The organism is Knoellia sp. AC549, assembly GCF_979258975.1.
In genome coordinates this window covers 3,205,741-3,224,941 of the sequence record NZ_OZ409890.1, presented here as the reverse complement: position 1 = coordinate 3,224,941, position 19,201 = coordinate 3,205,741, and the positions used below count along the sequence as shown (strand labels likewise).

Genomic DNA, 19,201 nt, shown 5'->3' with positions numbered 1-19,201 from the left:
GGCCTTGGCTACGGTCGGGCTGTGGCCGACGCGTCCAACGAGGCACCGATGAGGCTCCGCTACGCGGGCACCTGCAGGGTGTGTGACCGTGGCCTAGCCGCGAAGACGTCGGCCGTCTATGAGCGCCAGACCAAGACCGTGCGTTGTCTTGACTGTCCTTCCGTCGCATTAGTGAACCCCGTGCCGACAGGCACCTCAAACGACTCGGATTCGGCAAGCGACCCAGCGGCGCCTGCCCCACCCATGAAGCTCTCACGGCCGGTCGAGGCTCCGCCAGCGGTCGAAAAACCGGTGGATATCGGGGCAGCGGGCCTCTCTGCCCGACGCGAATTCGAACGTTGGCACGCCAAGCGCGAAGAGCGGATACGCACGAAGCACCCGAAGCTAGGTGGACTTATCGTCGCCCTGAGTGCCGAACCGCAGTCAACTACGGCTTGGAACGCTGGCGCCCTCGGCGAGGAGCGGTTGGGTGGCGGACTGAACGAGAGAGTGTCTTCGACACTGCGGTTGCTCCACGATCGCCGAATCCCCGGATCGCGAGCCAATATCGACCACCTCGCTGTGACAAGCACTGGTATCTACGTCATCGACGCGAAGCGCTACGTCGGCAAGCGCCCGACCCTCAAGGTCGAAGGAGGACTGCTTCGGCCCCGGGTTGAGAGCCTTCTCGTCGGAGGCCGAAACCAGACCAAGCTTCCTGGAGGGCGTGCTCAAACAGGTCGACCTGGTGCGTTCCATCGTGGGCGACGGCGTTCCCGTCATAGGCGTCCTCTGCTTCGTGGAGTCCGACTGGCCCTTGTTCGGAGGTGACTTCACGACACGCGGTGTCCTGGTCCTGTGGCCCAGGAAGCTCTACCCACGCCTACTCGCCGAGGGCCCGCATACAGACGGGATCGACGTCTACCACCGAACCCTGGCCGCAGCCCTTCCACCTGCGTAACAGGTCGGGTCGGTCTGCAGGCGTTCCCGAAGGGATGCTCAGCTCTTGCAGGAACCCTGGTGGGCCCGCGGGCAGGCCTCTTTGCGCCACGTGTGTTCGTATGACACCTAAGCTCACACCATGGCTGCTGATCTCGACGCTGAGTACGTTTTTCGAGAGGTGATCGCAGCAGCCGTCCACGCCAGGTCAGAGCAACTTGGTGGATCCCTCCCGTGGGACGAGCTCAGTGACTTCGAACTTCCGGACGGGTCACGGCAGCGCCTCGTCGACCCCGGCAAGGGCGGCATTTGGAACCCGAAGGACTTCGCGGCGACTCTGTCCATCATCACGTCGCCCGACGGGCCCTACCCCGACCGTGAGATCGACGGGGGGTTCCTCCAGTACAGCTACCAGAGAGGCCCCGAAGGCGGAAAGAACCTCAAACTCAGGGCCGCACTGGAGTTGAAGTACCCGGTGCTTCGGCTCGATAAAGTCGCGACCGGTTGGTACAGCCCGATCTATCCCGTGTTCGTTGTCGGGGACAACCCGATCGCACGGGAGTTCACGCTCACCCTTGACGAAGTCATGCGCTCGGTCCCTATCAACCAGCCACTATCGAGGCTTGAGAAGGCTTACGCCACAAGGCTTGTGCAGCAACGCGTTCACCAACCCAGGTTCCGGGCGCAAGTGATGTTGGCCTACGAGCACAGTTGCGCAGTCTGCAACTTGAAACATGCCGAGCTCCTGGATGCCGCCCACATCATTGAAGACGGCGACGACAACGGGGTTCCCGTCGTTCCGAACGGGGTGAGCCTGTGCAAGATCCATCACGCGGCGTATGACCGGAAGTTTCTCGGAGTCACTCCTGATTACGTCGTCGAGATCAACGAGCGCCTACTCGAAGAGGTTGATGGCCCCATGCTGCGCCACGGCATCCAAGAGATGCACGGTCGAACCCTCCAGGTGCCGAAGGCAAAACCGCTACGGCCTGATCCCGAACGACTGAGCATTCGCTATGGGCAGTTCAGGGCCGGTTGACGGCGCCAGCCGGACCCGTGAGCGATTCACTCGCTATGAGAAGTTCATTCAGCTTCATGGTCGTCGACCAGGTCGCACGAGGCCACGCGATCCGACCGACGAAACTGCCTTAGCCCGAGAGCTCCTCAAGGAGCTGCCCCACCGAATCTAGGACCTGTCCGCCATCCTGGCCATCATCCAGCAGGGATTGCACTCCCGATCCCACGATGTACGCCATCAAGTAGGCGGCATTTCCCTTGTAGTTCTTGTCCAGGTCCGCCAACGACGGACCGGGAGCCAGTTCATCGGTGTGCGCGCGGTCGGCTTCCTGCACGCGTGTGAACAGGCTGTTGAGCATGTCGAGTGCTTCCTCACCGCGGCGCCGCCCTGCCAAGATGATGACCTCCGACGGCGGGCGCGGGATTGCAGGCAGCCCCCCGTCATCCTCGGCCCCCAGGCCCCCGAAGTTGTCGCCGAACGCCACGAGTGCCATGAAGCACGCGTACGTCAGCGGGTAGCCATGCTCGTCCCACGCCTCGCGACTGGCGTCGAGCAGCTGCGCTGGGGACCGTGGGGTGGAGATGAGGTCTAACGCACTTTCAGCGGATGGGTGCATCCCTTCACCCTAGGTCTCCAGCAGGCCGCAGACCCAAGCCCCAACGTCCGCCCGCTCACAGCGGCGGCAACGACTCTCAGTCAGCGCAAGAGAACGGCCCCGAGGAAGTCCTCGGGGCCGTTCTCGTGGGACTGCTAGATCAGCTGCAGCCGCTGGTGCTTCCGCAGCCTTCGCAGACGTAGCAAGACCCAGCCGGGCGCATCTTCGTGCCGCAGGTCATGCACATCGGCGCGTCCGCGGAGACGCCCTGGAACTTCTCTAGCAGTTCGGCCGAGCTGTGCACGTCACCGGACACGACGCGAGCCGAGGCTGCACCGGCGCCGGACTTCACCTCGCTGGCGTGCTCCACCGCGTCGACAGCCGGTGACTCGCCGGCAGTCTTCGGAGCAGCCTCCGCCGTCTTCTTCGGCGAGGACGCACCGACGCCCTGTGAGTACGACTCGATCTCGTCCTCGAACGCCTCGGAGTCCTCGCCATCCACCGTCGACGGGGCGTAGGAGCCCGTCTCCAGCTGGCGCTGACGCTCCTCGGCGGTGTGGATGCCCATGAACGACCGGGTCTCGAAGTCGAGGTGGTCGAGCGCCAGGCGGCGGAAGACGTAGTCGACGAGCGACTGGCCCATCCGGATGTCCTGGTCGTCGGTCATCCCGGCCGGCTCGAAGCGCATGTTCGAGTACTTCTCGACGAACGTCTCGAGCGGCACGCCGTACTGCAGGCCCACCGACACCGCGATGGAGAAGGCGTCCATGACACCGGCGAGCGTCGAACCCTGCTTGCCGAACTTGAGGAAGACCTCACCGAGGCGACCATCGGCATACGTGCCAGCAGTCAGGTAGCCCTCGGCGCCACCGATGGCGAACGACGTCGTCTGCGAGGAGCGACGCTTCGGCAGACGCTCACGCGTCGGGCGGTAGACGACCTTCTCGACGACCTGCGCCGGACCGGCGGCCGCAGCAGCGACACCGGCAGCCTTGTCAGCGGCAGCGTCCGTGGCGGTCGAGCCGCCATCGGACAGGGGCTGACCGACCTTGCAGGAGTCGCGGTAGACCGCGAGCGCCTTGAGGCCCATCTTCCAGCCCTGCATGTAGACGTCCTGGATCTCCTCGACCGAGGCGTCCTCAGGCAGGTTGACCGTCTTGGAGATGGCACCGGAAAGGAACGGCTGCGTGGCCGCCATCATCCGCACGTGGCCCATCGCGGAGATGGAGCGCGCACCCATGGCGGTGTCGAAGATCTCGTAGTGCTCGGTCTTGAGACCGGGCGCGTCGATGACGTGGCCCTTGTCGGCGATGAACTCGACGATCGCCTCGACCGTCTCCTCGGTGTAGCCGAGCTTGCGCAGGGCACGCGGGATGGTGAGGTTGACGATCTGCATCGAGCCGCCACCGACGAGCTTCTTGAACTTGACGAGCGAGAAGTCCGGCTCGATGCCGGTCGTGTCGCAGTCCATCATGAAGCCGATGGTCCCGGTCGGCGCGAGCACCGACGCCTGGGCGTTGCGGTAGCCGTTCTTCTCGCCCACCTTGACGACGGCGTCCCACGCCTTCGTCGCCGCACGGTGGATGTCCTTGTCCATCGTGTGCAGGGTGCGGATCGAGTCGTTGGCCGACGCGTGCTTGCGCATGACCCGCTTGTGCGCGTCCGCGTTGCGGGCGTACCCGGCATACGGGCCGACGACACCGGCGATCTCGGCGGAGCGCTTGTAGGCGGCGCCGGTGAGCAGGGAGGTGATCGACGCGGCGAGCGCGCGGCCGCCGTCGGAGTCGTAGCCGTGACCGGTCGCCATGAGCAGCGCGCCGAGGTTGGCGTAGCCGATGCCGAGCTGGCGGTAGTCACGGGTCGTCTTGGCGATCGGCTCTGTCGGGAAGTCGGCGAAGCAGATCGAGATGTCCATCGCCGTGATGACGAGCTCGGCGACCTGCTGGAACTTCGCGACGTCGAAGGTGTCGTCGTCCTTGAGGAACTTCAACAGGTTGAGCGAGGCGAGGTTGCACGAGGAGTTGTCGAGCGACATGTACTCGGAGCAGGGGTTGGACGCGGTGATGCGGCCGGTCTCGGGGTTGGTGTGCCAGTCGTTGATCGTGTCGTCGTACTGGATGCCCGGGTCGGCGCACTCCCACGCGGCCTTGGCGATCTTGCCCATGAGCTCGCGGGCGTCGATGGTCTCGATGACGGAACCGTCGCCGCGGGACTTGAGCCCGAACTCGGTGCCCTCCTCGACGGCGCGCATGAACTCGTCGTTGACGCGCACCGAGTTGTTGGCGTTCTGGTACTGCACGGACACGATGTCCTTGCCGCCCAGGTCCATGTCGAAGCCGGCGTCGCGCAGCGCGCGGATCTTGTCCTCCTCGCGCGCCTTGGTCTCGACGAACTCGACGATGTCCGGGTGGTCGACGTCGAGGACGACCATCTTGGCCGCCCGGCGGGTCGCGCCACCGGACTTGATCGTGCCCGCGGACGCGTCGGCGCCACGCATGAACGACACCGGGCCCGAGGCCGTGCCACCGGAGGACAGCAGCTCCTTGGAGGAGCGGATGCGCGACAGGTTGAGACCCGCGCCCGAGCCGCCCTTGAAGATGAAGCCCTCCTCCTTGTACCAGTTGAGGATGGAGTCCATCGAGTCGTCGACGGCGAGGATGAAGCAGGCCGAGACCTGCTGCGGCGAGGCCGTGCCGACGTTGAACCAGACCGGGCTGTTGAAGCTGAAGACCTGGTGCAGCAGGGCGTGGGTCAGCTCGTGCTCGAAGATCTCGGCGTCCTCGTCGGAGCCGAAGTAGCCGTGCTCCTTGCCCGCCTTGACGTAGGTGAGGACGACGCGGTCGATGAGCTGCTTGAGCCCGGTCTCGCGCGCCTCGGTGCCGACGGCGCCGCGGAAGTACTTCGTCGTGACGATGGTGGAGGCGTTGACGCTCCAGAAGTCGGGGAACTCGACACCGCGCTGCTCGAAGATCGTCTCGCCGGACTTCCAGTTCTGCTGGACGACGTCGCGCTTCTCCCAGGTCACCGCGTCGTAGGGGTGCACACCGGGAGTGGTGAAGATGCGCTCCACCGTGACTCCGGATCCGCCCTTCGTCGAGTTCTTGCGCGCTCCTGCACGTGCGCCGGCGGTCTCCGTCATTGCCTGACTCCCTCTTCTGCCCGGCTCAAACCCGGGCGTTCCATTGACCTGATGTCGATTCTTGCGGTGACCACTGACAGTGGTCGGGTGTCGCTCGAGGAGCGACGGAAGTGCTTTATTCGCGGTATGCCGGTCAGTCCCGTGGGGTGAGCGAGGCACCCGAGCCGCTGGCCGGCATACGGTCGGGTTCGTGTCCTGTCGCGTCCCGTTCGACGCGGAGCAGGGTGATCGCCTGCTCGAAGTCCTCGAGGTTGTCGAAGGCCTGGTAGACGCTGGCGAACCGCAGGTAGGCGACCTCGTCGAGGCTGCGCAACGGCTCGAGGACGGCGAGGCCGACCTCGTGGGCGTCGATCTCGGCCTGCCCGGCGCCGCGGATGCTCTCCTCGACCTGGTGGGCGAGGAGGGCGAGCTGGTCCTCGGTGACCGGGCGGCCCTGACAGGCCTTGCGGACGCCGACGAGGACCTTGGCCCGGCTGAACGGCTCGGCAGCGCCGGACCGCTTGACCACGGACAGTGCCGCGGTCTCGACGGTCGTGAAGCGCTTGCCGCACTCGGGGCACTGACGGCGGCGGCGAATGCTCGAGCCGTCGTCGGTGGCGCGCGAGTCCATGACGCGGGAGTCGGTGTGGCGGCAGAACGGGCAGTGCATGAACCGGCTCCTTTGCGCCTTGGGAGACCCTCAGTGGGGACAAGCCTGGGGACGAACTGGGGACAACGTGTGGAGAAGCGTCCCGCCCCTGTGAACCACATGTGGATGAACTACATCGGTGTAACCACTAGATGTAGTGGCAAGTATGCGCCGCCGAAACCCGCGCCGCAAGCCCATCCGGGCAACTCCTGCGTGTCGTGCGTGGCTCCGGCGTGTCGCCCCCCGTGAGCAACCACAGACGCAGGTATGCCGGCCGCCCGAGGTGGGCGGCCGGCATACCTGATGCGGTGGACAGGTCAGGTCGCGGGCCCTTGGGAGCGGAGCTTGTCGACCTCGCTCATGGCCTCGCGCAGCTGCCCGAGCCACTCGTCCGCGTGCTGGCCGACGAGACGGACCGACCATGCGAGCGCGTCGCTGCGGGAGCGGGCGACGCCGGCGTCGACGAGGGTGTCGAGGACCTGGCGCTCGGGCTGGCGCAGGCGCGTCATGACCGGTGCGGCGAGGTGGGTGAAGAGCGCCTCGGTCTCACCGAGCCGCACCCCCCACGAGACCTTGCGCTCGTAGCGGTGCTCGGCCTCGCGGGCGATCTCGATGCGCTGCTCCTTGGTGTCGGCGCGCCACCGGCTGATGCGGCCCTCGGAGACGGCACTGGTCTCGGCGCCGCCGTCGGTGTCCGCCAGCGTGCCGATGACGGTGATCTCGTCACGGTCGACGTTGACGTCGACCTCGGTGAACCACTCAGAGGGCAGGCGCCCGCTGAACCAGTCCTGGGCGTCGTCGGCGCTGGGGACGTCGGCCTGCTGCCAGCCGCCGGGCCGGCCCATGCCGGGTCCGCGTCCGCCGCGACCGCCACCGCGTGGACCGCGACGTTCGCCGCGTCCTCCTCGGGGCGTGTGCTCGGAGTCCTCGGGGCTGAAGTGGATGTGGTGGGACCTCATGGTGGGTCTCCCTTCCTGGGGGAACTGCATCTTCTTGCAGTGCTTACATGATTACACAACTACACAACAAGCCACATCATTCCGGGCCTCGCTGTGCACTGCCTCGCCACAGCGCAGCAGTGCACAGCGGACCAGCACCAGAGGGGCCCCACTCATCCCCAGGCAGACGCAGACTGCCGGGGGTGAGCGTGGTGCTCACCCCCGGCAGTCCGGGAGACTTCTACGTCAGTCGACGAACCTGTTGCGTCAGCTGACCGCCTTGAGGGCGTCGATCATGCCCTCACCGAAGTAGCTGTTGTCCTCCGGCGTACCCACGCATGCCGGACCGGCGGCCGTGGAGCAGGCTTTGTCGGTGGCGTCCGCGCGCAGCTTGGCAACCATCTGCTCGGGGGTGAGCTCCGGGTGGACGGACTTCATGAGCGCGAGGACACCCGCTGCGTGCGGTGAGGCCATCGAGGTGCCGCTCTTGTTGCCGTAGCCGTTGTCCCGCACGATCGTCGAGAGGATCGCGCTTCCGGGGGCGGAGACGTCGATGACGCCCAGACCGCGGTTGGAGAAGTTCGACAGGGCGCCGGTGCGCGTCGCGGACGACGTGGTGACCACGCCGGGGAGCTCAGCGGGGATGTCGTGGCACTCGTTGTTGATCGTGCGCAGCACCGGGGTGCTGTCGTTGGGGCTGCCCGGATCCTTGAACTTCGTCTTGTCGGACAGGTCGTATGCCGAGTTGCCGGCTGCCGCCGCGTGCACGACGCCCTGCTTGGTGGACCATGCGACCGCACGGGTCACGGCCTCCTTGGCAGCGGCCTGGTCGGGCTGGTCACTGCACCAGAACTCGAACGGGTCGATGTAGTAGCTGTTGTTCGTGACGTCCATGCCCTTGAGACCGGCCCAGACGAAACCGCAGACGGCGTACTCGGGGTAGATGTAGCCCTCGTCGCTGACGACCTTGACCGCGGCCATCCGCACGTTCGGCGCGACACCGACGATGCCGACGCCGTTGCGAGGAGCGGCGATGGTGCCCGCGACGTGGGTGCCGTGGTCACTCGTGGTGGGGTTCCACCCGGTCGCCGAGGTGTCCGGACGTCCGCCGTCGGTGCAGTTGACCGAGGTGGCCAGGTCGATGTTGGGCTGCAGGTCCGGGTGGTCCGGGTCGATGCCGCTGTCGAGGACGCCGACGAGCACGTTGCGGGAGCCGTCAGTGATCTTGTGGGCCTGGTCGGCCTTGATCATCTGCATGTCCCACTGCTCACCCTCACGGGTGTCCAGGGCCTCGGCCGGGGTGGTGGGAGCCTCGACGTCACCGTTGGTGGGCTTGGACGCCCCCTTCTTGTAGCCACTGGCGCCGGGGCCCCACGGGGCCTGCGCGGCTGCCGGAGTTCCCTCGAGGACCTCGGCGGTGCGGGACGCACCGACCGAGTCCAGGGCGTTGCCGCCGGCGGCCCGGACGTCGGCCCGGAAGGCCGAGCGTTGGGAGTGGGCGACGACCACACCGATCTGCGGCCAGCTCTGGACGACGACGCCGCCGGCCTCGGTCACGGCCTTCTCCACGAGGCGGGTCTGGCCGGGGTTGGCGACCTTGGTGTTGAGGATGTAGCTCATCGTCATCCCGTCCGGCGCCGCGATCGGCACGGGGGTGGACGTCTCAGTGATGGCGGCGGTGGCCACGGTGGGGGCGGCGCCGAGCAGGGCGACGGCAGCTGCTGCTGACGCTGCGACGGCGAAGGTTGTCCGCCGACGCGCAGTGGAACGACTCATTCTGACTCCGTTGTGAGGGGCTGCAACTCTCCGTGAAGGCGGAGGGACCACCCCTCTTCGGGGCAGCGTCGTCCATCCTTGCTGCATCGTCGAGCTATTTCTAGTACACCCGAACGAATCATGGGACATGACCACATTGGAAGTCTGATGGGCCGGTCAGGCGCGGCTGCGCTGGCGCAGCGCCAACCGCGACGCCAGCCACAGCGGCAGCGCCGCAGCCAGGGCGGTGAGCCCGAGGAGGGTCACCGACAGTGTCGACGCGTAGCCGAGCTCGCCATACTCGAACGCCCGCTGGTAGAGGTGCAGCGGCGCGGTGACGGTCGCGTTCGCCGGACCACCCTCGGTGACGAGCAGGGCCGGGACGAAGGCGTTCTGCACCACGACGACCACGTCACGCACTGCCAGGACGAGGACGATCGGCGCCATGAGCGGCAAGGTCAGCCGCCGTGTCGCGAACCACGCCGAGCCCCCCTCGACCGCGATCGCCTCGTAGAGCCGCGGAGGGATCGCCGCCCGTGCCGCCAGCGCCACGACGAACGCCTCGCCGACCTGGAAGGCCATGACGAGCACCAACCCGAGGCGAGCACCCCACGGCTCGGTGAGGAAGCCCGGGTCCGGCACCCCCAGCGCCCGCAGCACAGCCGGCAGCGGGCCGTAGAGAGGGTTGAGGATCCACAGCCACAGGAGCGCCCAGGCCGCCTCCGGGATGACGGACGGCAGGTATGCCGCGACCCTCCCCACCGAGGCCCCCGCACCTTTGCGGGCGAGCAGCAGAGCCGCCCCGACGGCGAGGGCCAGCCGCAACGGCACGGCCAGGGCGGCGACGATGGCGCTCACCCCCACCGACCGCCAGAACGGCGCGTCACTGATGAGCCGCAACCAGTTCTCCGCGCCGGTGAAGACTGGCGCCCGGAAGCCGTGGTAGCTCGTCGACGCGAGGTAGCCGGCGAGGACGAGTGGCACCCCGACGAGGAGCAGCGACCCGAGCAGGTAGGGCAGGGCCAGCGGCGAGCGCCTCACGCGACCCGCTCCCCCGTCGTCGCGTTGAAGCGGTGCTCATGGGCGCGGTCCCAGGACAGCCGCACCTGGTCACCGGGTCGGGGCTCGGAGCCGCGCGGCACCCTCGCCACCACGGCCGTCCCCTCGGGCGCGCAGACCAGGTGGATGAGCGAGTCCTCCCCCGCAGGCTCCCTCTCCATGACGGCGCACAAGGGCCCGGAGCCGCTGGGCTCGAGGCGGACCCGCTCAGGACGCACCCCCACACACACTCCACGCTCCGGCGGCAGGATGTTCATGGGCAGCGGACCGAAACCACGGGCGACAGCGATGTGGGACGGCGCGGCATACAGCGCATCCGGGGTGTCGCACTGGACGACGCGGCCCCGGTCCATCAGCGCCACGCGGTCACCGAGAGCCATCGCCTCACTCTGGTCGTGGGTCACGTGGATCATGGGCACCCCGAGTCTCCGCTGCACGTCACGGATGACCCCACGCATCCGACCACGCTGCTCCGCGTCGACCGCGGCGAGGGGCTCGTCGAGCAGCAGGGCGCGCGGGGAGCGGATCATGGCCCGCGCCAGGGCCACCCGCTGTCGCTCACCGCCGCTGAGCTGGGAGGGCATCCGGTCCAGGAGGTCCTCGACGTCCAGCGTTGCCGCGACCTCGACCACCGCTGCCTCGGTCCCCTTGCGGTCGGAACCGCGGGCGCGCTCGCCGATCCCGATGTTGTCCCGCACCCGCAGGTGCGGGAAGAGCGCGGCCTCCTGGAAGACGAGCGCGACACCCCGGCCACCTGGTGCGGTCGCCGTGAGGTCCTCGCCGTCGAGCAGCACCCGCCCCGAGTCGAGTGGCTCGAGCCCGGCGACGGCCCTCAGCAGCGTCGTCTTGCCCGAGCCCGAGCGGCCGACGACGACGAGCAGCTCGCCCTCGCCCACGGTGAGATCGACGCCGTCGAGGGCCACGACGTCATCGCGGCCGCGCGCCCGAAAGGCCCTGTGCGCAGCCTCGATCCGCAGGCTCATGAACCCTTCGCCAGGAGTGGGTCAGCCTGTGACCGGATCTCGTCGATGACCTCGTCGAGCGGCACATGGTCCTCGAAGGCGCGCTGCAGCTGCGTCCCCATGATGTCCTCGACCTCGGGCCACACCGGCGTGACCGGGGTGTGCTGCAGGTGCGGGATGGCGTCCAGGAAGACCTGGGACGACGCGGGGGCGCGGTCGGGGCTGAGGAACGCCGGTGAGGTCGCGACCGACTTGAGCGACGGCACGGTCCGCCCACCCAGGGCGGTGACGGTCTGGCCCTGCTGCCCCACGGCATACGCGATGAACTTCGCGGCGGCCTCCTTGTTGGGCGAGCTGGCGGCGATGCAGTAGGCGTCGGAGTGGAGCACCGAGGCAGGCTGGCCGAGTGACGGCAGCCCGGCGACGTCGAACTCCAGTCCCCTCTGCTCACGCAGTGCCGGGACCTCGACGCGCGAGCTCATGAACATCGCGACCTTGCCCGTCATGAACTGCTCCTCGAGCCCCTGCGCCGCCATCTGCTCCTTGGAGGGAGTGGCACCCGAGGCGATGAGGTCGACGACCTGCTGCAGTGCGGCCCGCGCTCCGGGCTCGTGCAACGTCGTGCGCGTCGGCTTCGCCGTGTCGTCGACGACCGTGCCGCCCTTGCTCCAGATGAGCGGCGCCATGCGCGTGATCGACGGGTCGATGCCGATGCCCTTGACGGATCCTTTGGTGAGAGACGTTGCGGCAGAAGCGAACTCGTCCCACGTCCAGCCTGGCTTGGGCGGCTCGACACCGGCTGCAGCGAAGAGCTTGGTGTTCCAGTAGACGACGAGCGAGGAGATGTTCTGCGGCATGCACTGGAGGTCGCCCCCATAGGTGAACGCCTTGAGCGGCTCCTCGTAGTAGTCGCCGCGGTTCATGCCGTTCTCGGCGAGCAGGGGCCCGATCGGCTCAACCGCGCCACGCTGCACGAACGGCGCGTACTCGCGGTAGTTGATGAGGAAGACGTCGGGCGCGTCCCCCGACGCGAACGCCGTGGACAGGCGGGTCAGGTGGTCCTTGCGGCCCACCGGGACCATCTCGACGTCACCACCACCAGAGCCCTGGTATGCCGTGACGAGACTGCGATAGACCGCCGCCTCCTCCGGTTCGGCCTTGACCTGGAAGGTGATCGGCGCGCTGGCAGCGCCGCCACCACCGGCCGCCGGCTCGCCCTCACCGGAGGGGCCCGGGTCACCACAGGCGACCAGACCGGCGGCGACCACCGCAGCGCCGGCGAGGGCGCTGCTCCACCGGCGGCGCCTCATCGCTTCACCACGGAGGCGAAGAACGCCCGTTGGCTGACGAGGAACGCGAGGAGCGCCGGCGCGGTGACGATGACCGCGGCGGCGAGATAGATCGGATACAGGGCAGTCTCCATCTCACTGAGGTTCCGCAGGCCCAGCGCCACCGGCCAGTGGCGCGGTGACGCGACGAGCGTCAGCGGATCCATGAACGTGGACCAGTAGTACACGAAGCTCAACGCGGCGACCGCCACGGCCGCCGGGCGGACGAGCGGGAACGCGATCCGCCGCCACACGGCATACGGGCTCATGCCCTCGAGCGTCGCGGCCTCGAGCACCGAGGTCGGGATGCGCGAGTAGGCCAGGGCGAAGAGGAGCACATAGAACGGTGTCGTCCCGGCGAGGGCGAGGAGCGCCACCGTGAGCGGGGTGTCGGTGAGGCCGAGGGTCCGCAGCACGACGACTCTCGGCACCCACAGGGCGGAGGCCGGGACGAGCATCATCAGCACCGAGACACCGGCGAGGAGGGCGCGCGTGCGACCCCGCGACGTGACCAGCGCCAGACCCGCCATCGACGTCACGAGCACGGTCACCGGGACCGCCACCGCGACCAGAAGCAGCGAGTTGAGCATGAGCCGGAGCAGGGGCATGAAGTCGGCGACGGTCCCGTAGTTCGACCAGGTCGCCGGGTCGGGCCAGAGGTCGAGCCCGTCCGGTGGCGGCTGGAGGGGACGCTGCAGCGAGCCCAGCCCCATGACGGCGAGGGGGGCGAGGAAGAGCAGGCACAGCGCGGCCACCCCGACGCCCCGCCCGAGGGCGGGACGTCGGGGTGGCCGGCTGCTGATCGACGGCAGGGCTCAGCCGGCGTCAGCGAGAGACGTCGTCCAGATGCTGCGGCCGTAGGTCGCGGCGTAGAGCGTCTCGCTGCCGTCCGGCAGGTCGATGTCGTTGATCGGGACGAGCGGGAGGTTGGCACCGACCTTGATCCAGGTCTTGCCCAGGTTGGTCGTCCGGTAGACGCCCACGTCGGTGGCGATGAAGAGCCAGTTGGCCTTGGTGGGGTGCCGGATGACGTCGTTGATGGGCGCCTGCGGAACGCGCTTGCCCACGATGTCGGACCAGGTCCTGCCGCCGTCCCGGGTCATGACCAGGTGCGGGTAGCCATCGCCCGAGCGCCAGCCCGAGAAGCTGGCCCAGGCGACCTTCGGGTTCTGCGGGTCGACCGTCACGCGGGTGACCCAGCGGCCCGGGAAGGTCGGGCTCTCGATCTTGGTCCACGTCACCTCGGCTGCCGGTGCCATCGCGTTGCGCGACACCCACATGAGGCCCGAGTCGGTGCCGGCGTAGACCAGGTTGGGGTCAGCCTTGGTCGTGCCGATCGCGGTGATCGTGCCGAACCCCGGTGCCCGAGGCTCGGTGCCCTCGGTGAGGTCCGGGCTGATCTGCTCCCAGCGACGCTGGCCCACATCGGTGTTCATCCGGCTGACGTACTCGCTGGCGCCGAACATGATCCGCGGGTCGGCAGCGAACTCCAACGGTGCGACCCAGTTCTTGCGCAGACCGGGGATGCTCATGTTGAAGGCCGACTGCCCCGTGTCCGTGCCGACGAAGCCGCGGCAGCCACCGTTCTGCGAGCACCCGTAGTACTTGCGGTCGTTGGTGGGGTCGATGCGGTTCATCATCCCGTCGCCACCCACGAAGTTGAACCAGTCGCCGTTGGTGCTGTTGTCCAGGGCCCACGACTTCAGCGAGCCGTTGTCCTGAGCACCGGCGTTGAGGCGCTGCGGGTTCTGGAGCGAGACGTCCATCGCGTAGAACTGCGTGACCGGCAGGTCCGGCGTCTTCTGCCAGAGACCGCGAGCCGCACCGTTCTGGGTGGACCAGTAGAAGCCACCGTCGTTGCCGAGGTAGACCTTGTCCTCCACGAACGGGTCCCACTCGACGCCGTGCTGGTCGGCGTGCGGCGTCTGCGACGTGGTCCAGGTCTGGCCACCGTTGAGGCTCTCGGCGAGCTGGACACCGGCGACGAAGACGTGCTGCGGGTCCTGGGGGTCGACATAGACCCGGCCGAACCACCATGCGAAGCCGCCGCTGACGTTCTGCAGCGTGCCGGTGCTCGTCGAACCCACCGCCGTCCACGTGGCGCCGGCGTCGGCGCTGGTGAAGAAGCCGTTGAAGTTGCCGCGGGCCGTGCTGGAGATCAGGTAGGCGCGGTTGGGGTCGCTGTCGGAGAAGTCGACGCCCATGCGGCCGACGAGGTTGTCAGGGGTCTGCAGCGCCGGGTTGGTCTCGCTCTGGGGCAGCGGGGCGTCCTGGATCTCGGTCCACGTGCGACCGGCGTCGGTCGAGCGGTAGAGGTAGGAGTTCGGCCCGTAGATGCGCGACTTCTCGTCACGGATCTTGTCCCAGGTGGTGGCGAGCATGACGTCGGGGTTGCTCTTGTTGATGCTGACGTCGATCGCGCCCGTGGCGGCGGATCCGGGGACGATGACGCGCTCCCACGTGGAGCCGCCGTCCTCGGTCAGGAAGAGGCCGCGGGTCGGCTCGGTGTCGTGCAGCGCGCCCATGACGGCGACGAAGACGCGGTCGTCGTCGCGCGGGTCGATGACGATCTGGCCGATCGTGTCGCTGTCCTTGAGGCCCATGTTGGTCCAGGTCGCGCCGTCGTCGCCGGACTTGTAGACACCGTTGCCGTAGTAGGCCGAGCCACCACCGTGGTCGGGCTCGCCGGTGCCGGCCCAGACGACGCCCTTGGAGTCGACAGCCACCGCACCCATGGACTGGGGCAGCTGGTCGTCCCAGGCGACGTCGAACGTCGCGCCGCTGTCGGTGGACCTCCAGAGGCCGCCGGTGCCCGTCGCGATGTAGGACACGCCCTGGGTCGTCGGGTCGGCCGCGATGTCGCGGATGCGGCCACCGATGTTGGACGGGCCGAGGTTGCCCCACACCTGGTCGGTGCTGGGACTGCCCTGCGACGTCCTGCCCATGGAGGTGGACTGCGCCACCGCTTCCTTGACCGCGTCCTGCGGGATCGACCCGTCGGCGTTGGCACGCTGGAGGTACATCCACTCCTCGGCGCCGGTCGGGTCGGCCGAGGGCCGGTCCTGCTGCTTCGCAGCGCTGGTGCGTCGCTTCTTGTCTTCCGATTCCGCCACGGAGGCCGCCGAGACGCCGACCGGTACGGCCAGAGCTGTCACGGCGACGAGCGGCCACCACTTCTTGTGTGCGAGTGCCACTTGCATTCCTGCCTGCAGGGTCGGGTCGGCCCCGTCGGCGGACCACGATCTGGTCAACCTAGTCGTCACAACTGACTAGGTCGAGGGTCTGGACGGACTACCTGTGAGTACTGTCCATAGACTTGTCCAATGCCCGCCTCCCGGACCCGTCTCGCGGCTCACTTGGGGGTCGGCGTCGTCGTCGTCGGTGCTCTGGTCGGGTGCTCGTCCGGAGATGGTGAGGGGAAGGCCTGTCCGACACCCAGCGCTGCCCCGGCCTCCGAGATCGCGCTCCTGCCGTCGGGCCTGTCCTTCGACGGGGTCGGCGAGGTCACGAGGGTCAGCTCGACCCAGGGCCACGTGAACGCCCGGGCCGTCTCGACCCAGCCGCTCGAGGAGCTCACCGTCTCGATCCAGGACGCCGTCACCGCGGCTGGCTTCCGACCCGCCGGCATGGACAACGAGGGGTTCGAGGCCGAGGTGTTCTTCACCTCCGGGACGTATGCCGCGGGGCAGGCGCTCGTGCGCGCCGCCGACTGTGAGGGCCAGTGGGAGATCGACCTCGTGCTCGTCGACCCCAGCCAGCTGCCGAGCGCCACTCCCAGCCCGACCACGAGCTGAGCGGCTCCTGTCGTGGGCCGCGGGCATCATGGGTCCCATGACCTCCGAGCCCGTGTGGGAGACGCATCCGGTCACGCCCGACCGGTTCGAGGACTTCGTGACCGTCGTCAACAGGAACCGCCGCAGGACGCACTGCTGGTGCCTCTCCCATCGGCTCACCGCGGCCGAGGTCACCGAGCTCGGCGGCACCGGGGAGGACCAGCGGGAGCTGGCGATGCGCGCCCTCTGCGAGCGTGAGCATCCACCGGGCGTCATCACCTATCTCGACGGCGAGCCGGTCGGCTGGTGCAACATCGGGCCCCGCGCCGAGATCACCCGCCTCCAGCGGTCCGCGCTCATGCCCCCGACCGACGACCTCCCGGTGTGGAGCATCGTCTGCATCGTCGTCCGCAGCGGCTTTCGAAAGCGCGGGGTGACCCGGCACCTCATCGAGGGTGCGGTCGACTACGCACGGGCCAACGCAGCTCCCGCCGTCGAGGCCCACCCCGTCGACCCGCAGGGCCGCATGGACCTCACGATGGCGTTCGTCGGGACCAGAGCGATGTTCGAACGCTGTGGCTTCGAGGTGGTCGGCACGACCGGGGCGACGGCCAGCAAGATGCCGCGCCTCACGATGCGCCGAACCCTGCCGGCCTGAGCGCGGCAGGATGTGGCCATGCCCCGACACGTGACCCGGGAGTGGGTCATCCGGCGACGCCTCGCTGTCCAACGACTCTCGTCCGCGCCGCTCCCCCACGCTGCCGATGCTGTCCGCCTGCTCACCTGTGTCCAGAGCCAGGACGCGCCGCTCGCAGCGCACTCCCTCGCCATGCGCTCACGCGCGCCGACGTATGCCGCGGTGCTGGCCGAGCAGTCGGCCGGCGGTTGGGTGCGCACGCACATCCTCCGACCGACGTGGCACCACGTCGCGCCACAGGACCTTCGCTGGATCCAGGGGCTCACCGGCGGCAAGGTCGAGGCCGCCATGCCGGCCCGACACCGCCAGCTGGGACTCACGCCCGAGATCATCGACCGGGGCATCGACCTCCTGCGCGAGCTCCTTCACGGAGGTCGGTCGATGACGCGCAAGGAGATCGGGCCGGAGTTCGCCGCCGCAGGCCTGCCGGGACCGGGCGAGACGATGGCGCACCAGCTGATCTGCGCCGAGGTGAGGGCCGTCATCTGCTCCGGGCCACCCCGGGGCACCGAGCACACCTACGCCTTGGTCGACGAGACGATCCCGTCGGCGGAGTCGGACACGTGGTCGCGTGCGAGGTCGCTCGTCGAGCTGACCCACCGGTTCCACGCCGGGCACGGCCCTGCCTCCGAGCGCGACCTCCAGCGCTGGAGCGGGCTCACCCTCACCGAGATCCGTTCTGCCACAGCGGAGATCATGACCTCCAGCTCGCTTCAGTCGACGCACCCGCTCGAATCCGTCGAGTGCCAGGGCGAGACCCTCTGGTACGACCCCACGGTGACGGCCCGCGCGTCGCGCAAGCACACGGCATACCTGCTGTCGACCTTCGACGAGGCGGCACTGACCTATCCCACGACCGGTTTCCCGAGGAGCAACCCCGACGCCGACCGGACCCGACTCATCTCCGAGGCTGCCGGTGGGATCGTCGTCGTCGCCGGGCAGGACCTCGGCACGTTCAAGCGCAGGACCGAGGCCAAGCGCGTCACGGTCACCGTCCGCCCCGAGGTCGACCTCGACCACGCGGAACGCGATGGCATCGCCGAAGCCGCGCAGTTCCTGGCAGCCTTCCACGACCTACCCCTGAACCTCGTCTTCGCCTGAGGGTGAGGCGTCCGACTCCCCCGTGAGCAGCAGTGGATCGGGTCAGGCGTCGTTGGTGCCGAACCCGTCGCGCTCGGCCCGTTCGTGCGAGTCCTCGGTCTCCTCGAAGAAGGTGATCGTCAGGCCCGCCGGAGCGTCGACTCTGGAGTTGAGCGACATCCATGGGGTGAGGACCGGCTCGGCGACCACGGTTGCTCCAGCACTCTCCGCCTCGCGGGTCGCCGACTCGGCGTCGTCCACCTCGAACGCGATCCGGATCTTTGGGCTCGGCGTCCCCGCCGCCTCGACGGCGTCGATCGCGATCCTGTGCGCAGGACTGGCGATCTCGAAGGTCGCCCGGCCCGCCTCGAGGATCGCGACGCGGTCCTCCCCTCCTGAGGAGAACGCGGCGATCTCGTCCATGCCGAGGACGTCCCGATAGAACCGGACCGCCGCGTCGTAGTCCTCCGCCTCGACCACCACTCGCAGCTGCCTGACCTTCTGCACGCGTCCACCCGTCTCGTCCGTCATGACAGGTCCAAGCGCATACAGCCCCGTCTTATTGCACCGGAGCGACCTCTCGCGTCCGACCTCGACGCCACGCCTGTCGCTGGAACGCGACCAACCCGCGGCCGAGACGAGACAGCAAAGGGCGCCCCGCGCGAAGAGTGGCGGGGCGCCCTCCATGCTGAGTCGGAGAGGGGTCGAAGCTCATCCAAGGACTCAGGACCGAACCGGGGTCGAAGCGGCTCGGAGTGTGTGCGTCAGCCCTGCGGGATGACGATGGTCTGACCGACCCGGACCTGGGCCGTGGCAAGGTCGTTGGCCGCCTGCAGCTCGGCGACACCGGTCGCGACCGACACCCCGGCGAGGTGCTGTGCGGCGATCTCGGAGAGGGTCTGCCCCTGCTGCACCGTCACCGTCACGTCGGGCGCCGACGCAGCCGCTCCTCCCGTGAGGGCGACGAGTCCGACCACGAGAGCGACCAGGAGAACGAGGCTCGTCAGGGCGAGACGACCGGCGCGGGTGACCCTCAGCGCCGGCGCCGCGAACACCGGCACCGACGCGCCGGTGGGGACCGACACGAGGCGCGGTTGCGTCGAGCGACGCGGAACCGGACGCGGTGCGGCATACCCGATGGTCGTGCCGTCCAGCACTGCAACTGCACTCATGGTGTCCTCCTGGATCGGTGTCACGCTCGAAACGGTGTTCGAACGAACGCTTGTACGATTTCTAGCACGGACGTTCGAGGAGTTCAAGACACGCGTCGAACAGATGTTTGAAACACCTGCCCGAACTCCGTAGTCTGTG

General features: G+C 68.4%; 17 protein-coding genes. 5 read left to right on the top strand and 12 right to left on the bottom strand.

What is annotated here, in order from left to right; genetic code table 11:
- Positions 1-48 precede the first annotated feature (48 nt).
- Both ACZZ98_RS15700 and ACZZ98_RS15695 read left to right on the top strand, forming a co-directional pair.
- Positions 49-810 (top strand): nuclease-related domain-containing protein, encoded by a 762-nt coding sequence (locus ACZZ98_RS15700; RefSeq protein WP_463517797.1) that lies wholly within the window; start codon positions 49-51, stop codon positions 808-810.
- Positions 811-1,060: 250 nt separating this feature from the next.
- A complete protein-coding gene (locus ACZZ98_RS15695) occupies positions 1,061-1,957 on the top strand; it encodes an HNH endonuclease (RefSeq protein WP_463517114.1) in 897 nt (298 codons plus the stop codon).
- Positions 1,958-2,066: 109 nt separating this feature from the next.
- On the opposite strand, the gene ACZZ98_RS15690 is transcribed toward ACZZ98_RS15695, so the two are convergent.
- From ACZZ98_RS15690 to ACZZ98_RS15645, 10 genes are all read right to left on the bottom strand, one after another.
- Positions 2,067-2,429, bottom strand: a complete 363-nt coding sequence (locus tag ACZZ98_RS15690; RefSeq protein WP_463517113.1) for a hypothetical protein — start codon at positions 2,427-2,429, stop codon at positions 2,067-2,069.
- A gap of 262 nt (positions 2,430-2,691) precedes the next feature.
- Entirely contained in the window at positions 2,692-5,670 is a 2,979-nt protein-coding gene (locus ACZZ98_RS15685; protein WP_463517112.1) for a vitamin B12-dependent ribonucleotide reductase, read from the bottom strand.
- A gap of 133 nt (positions 5,671-5,803) precedes the next feature.
- Positions 5,804-6,319 carry a transcriptional regulator NrdR gene (gene nrdR / locus ACZZ98_RS15680; RefSeq protein ID WP_463517111.1) on the bottom strand — a complete coding sequence of 172 codons (516 nt, stop codon included), beginning with the start codon at positions 6,317-6,319 and terminating at the stop codon, positions 5,804-5,806.
- Between the two features lie 296 nt (positions 6,320-6,615).
- The gene (locus tag ACZZ98_RS15675; protein ID WP_463517110.1) at positions 6,616-7,257 is read right to left on the bottom strand and encodes a hypothetical protein; all 642 of its coding nucleotides are present in this window, start codon (positions 7,255-7,257) and stop codon (positions 6,616-6,618) included.
- A gap of 246 nt (positions 7,258-7,503) precedes the next feature.
- A complete protein-coding gene (locus tag ACZZ98_RS15670; protein WP_463517109.1) occupies positions 7,504-9,012 on the bottom strand; it encodes a S8 family peptidase in 1,509 nt (502 codons plus the stop codon).
- A gap of 156 nt (positions 9,013-9,168) precedes the next feature.
- Positions 9,169-10,032, bottom strand: a complete 864-nt coding sequence (locus ACZZ98_RS15665) for a carbohydrate ABC transporter permease (RefSeq protein ID WP_463517108.1) — start codon at positions 10,030-10,032, stop codon at positions 9,169-9,171.
- A complete protein-coding gene (locus ACZZ98_RS15660) occupies positions 10,029-11,033 on the bottom strand; it encodes an ABC transporter ATP-binding protein (protein WP_463517107.1) in 1,005 nt (334 codons plus the stop codon). Before ACZZ98_RS15660 ends, ACZZ98_RS15665 begins: the two co-directional genes overlap by 4 nt.
- Positions 11,030-12,322 carry an ABC transporter substrate-binding protein gene (locus ACZZ98_RS15655; RefSeq protein WP_463517106.1) on the bottom strand — a complete coding sequence of 431 codons (1,293 nt, stop codon included), beginning with the start codon at positions 12,320-12,322 and terminating at the stop codon, positions 11,030-11,032. The genes ACZZ98_RS15660 and ACZZ98_RS15655 overlap by 4 nt, the downstream gene beginning before the upstream one ends.
- Positions 12,319-13,095, bottom strand: coding sequence for a carbohydrate ABC transporter permease (locus ACZZ98_RS15650; RefSeq protein ID WP_463517105.1), 777 nt, complete (start codon positions 13,093-13,095; stop codon positions 12,319-12,321). The genes ACZZ98_RS15655 and ACZZ98_RS15650 overlap by 4 nt, the downstream gene beginning before the upstream one ends.
- 60 nt (positions 13,096-13,155) lie before the next feature.
- Complete coding sequence (locus ACZZ98_RS15645) at positions 13,156-15,534, bottom strand: WD40/YVTN/BNR-like repeat-containing protein (RefSeq protein WP_463517104.1); 2,379 nt, start codon at positions 15,532-15,534, stop codon at positions 13,156-13,158.
- 129 nt (positions 15,535-15,663) lie between these two features.
- On the opposite strand from ACZZ98_RS15645, the gene ACZZ98_RS15640 reads away from it, so the two are divergent.
- The 3 genes from ACZZ98_RS15640 to ACZZ98_RS15630 are packed head-to-tail and all read left to right on the top strand — an operon-like array spanning position 15,664 to position 17,911.
- Positions 15,664-16,134: a hypothetical protein gene (locus ACZZ98_RS15640; protein ID WP_463517103.1), complete on the top strand. Its 471-nt coding sequence runs from the start codon at positions 15,664-15,666 to the stop codon at positions 16,132-16,134.
- Positions 16,135-16,171: 37 nt separating this feature from the next.
- A complete protein-coding gene (locus ACZZ98_RS15635) occupies positions 16,172-16,771 on the top strand; it encodes a GNAT family N-acetyltransferase (RefSeq protein WP_463517102.1) in 600 nt (199 codons plus the stop codon).
- 18 nt (positions 16,772-16,789) lie between these two features.
- The gene (locus tag ACZZ98_RS15630; protein WP_463517101.1) at positions 16,790-17,911 is read left to right on the top strand and encodes a winged helix DNA-binding domain-containing protein; all 1,122 of its coding nucleotides are present in this window, start codon (positions 16,790-16,792) and stop codon (positions 17,909-17,911) included.
- A gap of 42 nt (positions 17,912-17,953) precedes the next feature.
- On the opposite strand, the gene ACZZ98_RS15625 is transcribed toward ACZZ98_RS15630, so the two are convergent.
- Positions 17,954-18,421 (bottom strand): VOC family protein, encoded by a 468-nt coding sequence (locus ACZZ98_RS15625; RefSeq protein ID WP_463517100.1) that lies wholly within the window; start codon positions 18,419-18,421, stop codon positions 17,954-17,956.
- A gap of 233 nt (positions 18,422-18,654) precedes the next feature.
- Complete coding sequence (locus ACZZ98_RS15620; protein WP_463517099.1) at positions 18,655-19,062, bottom strand: LysM peptidoglycan-binding domain-containing protein; 408 nt, start codon at positions 19,060-19,062, stop codon at positions 18,655-18,657.
- Positions 19,063-19,201: the final 139 nt, after the last annotated feature.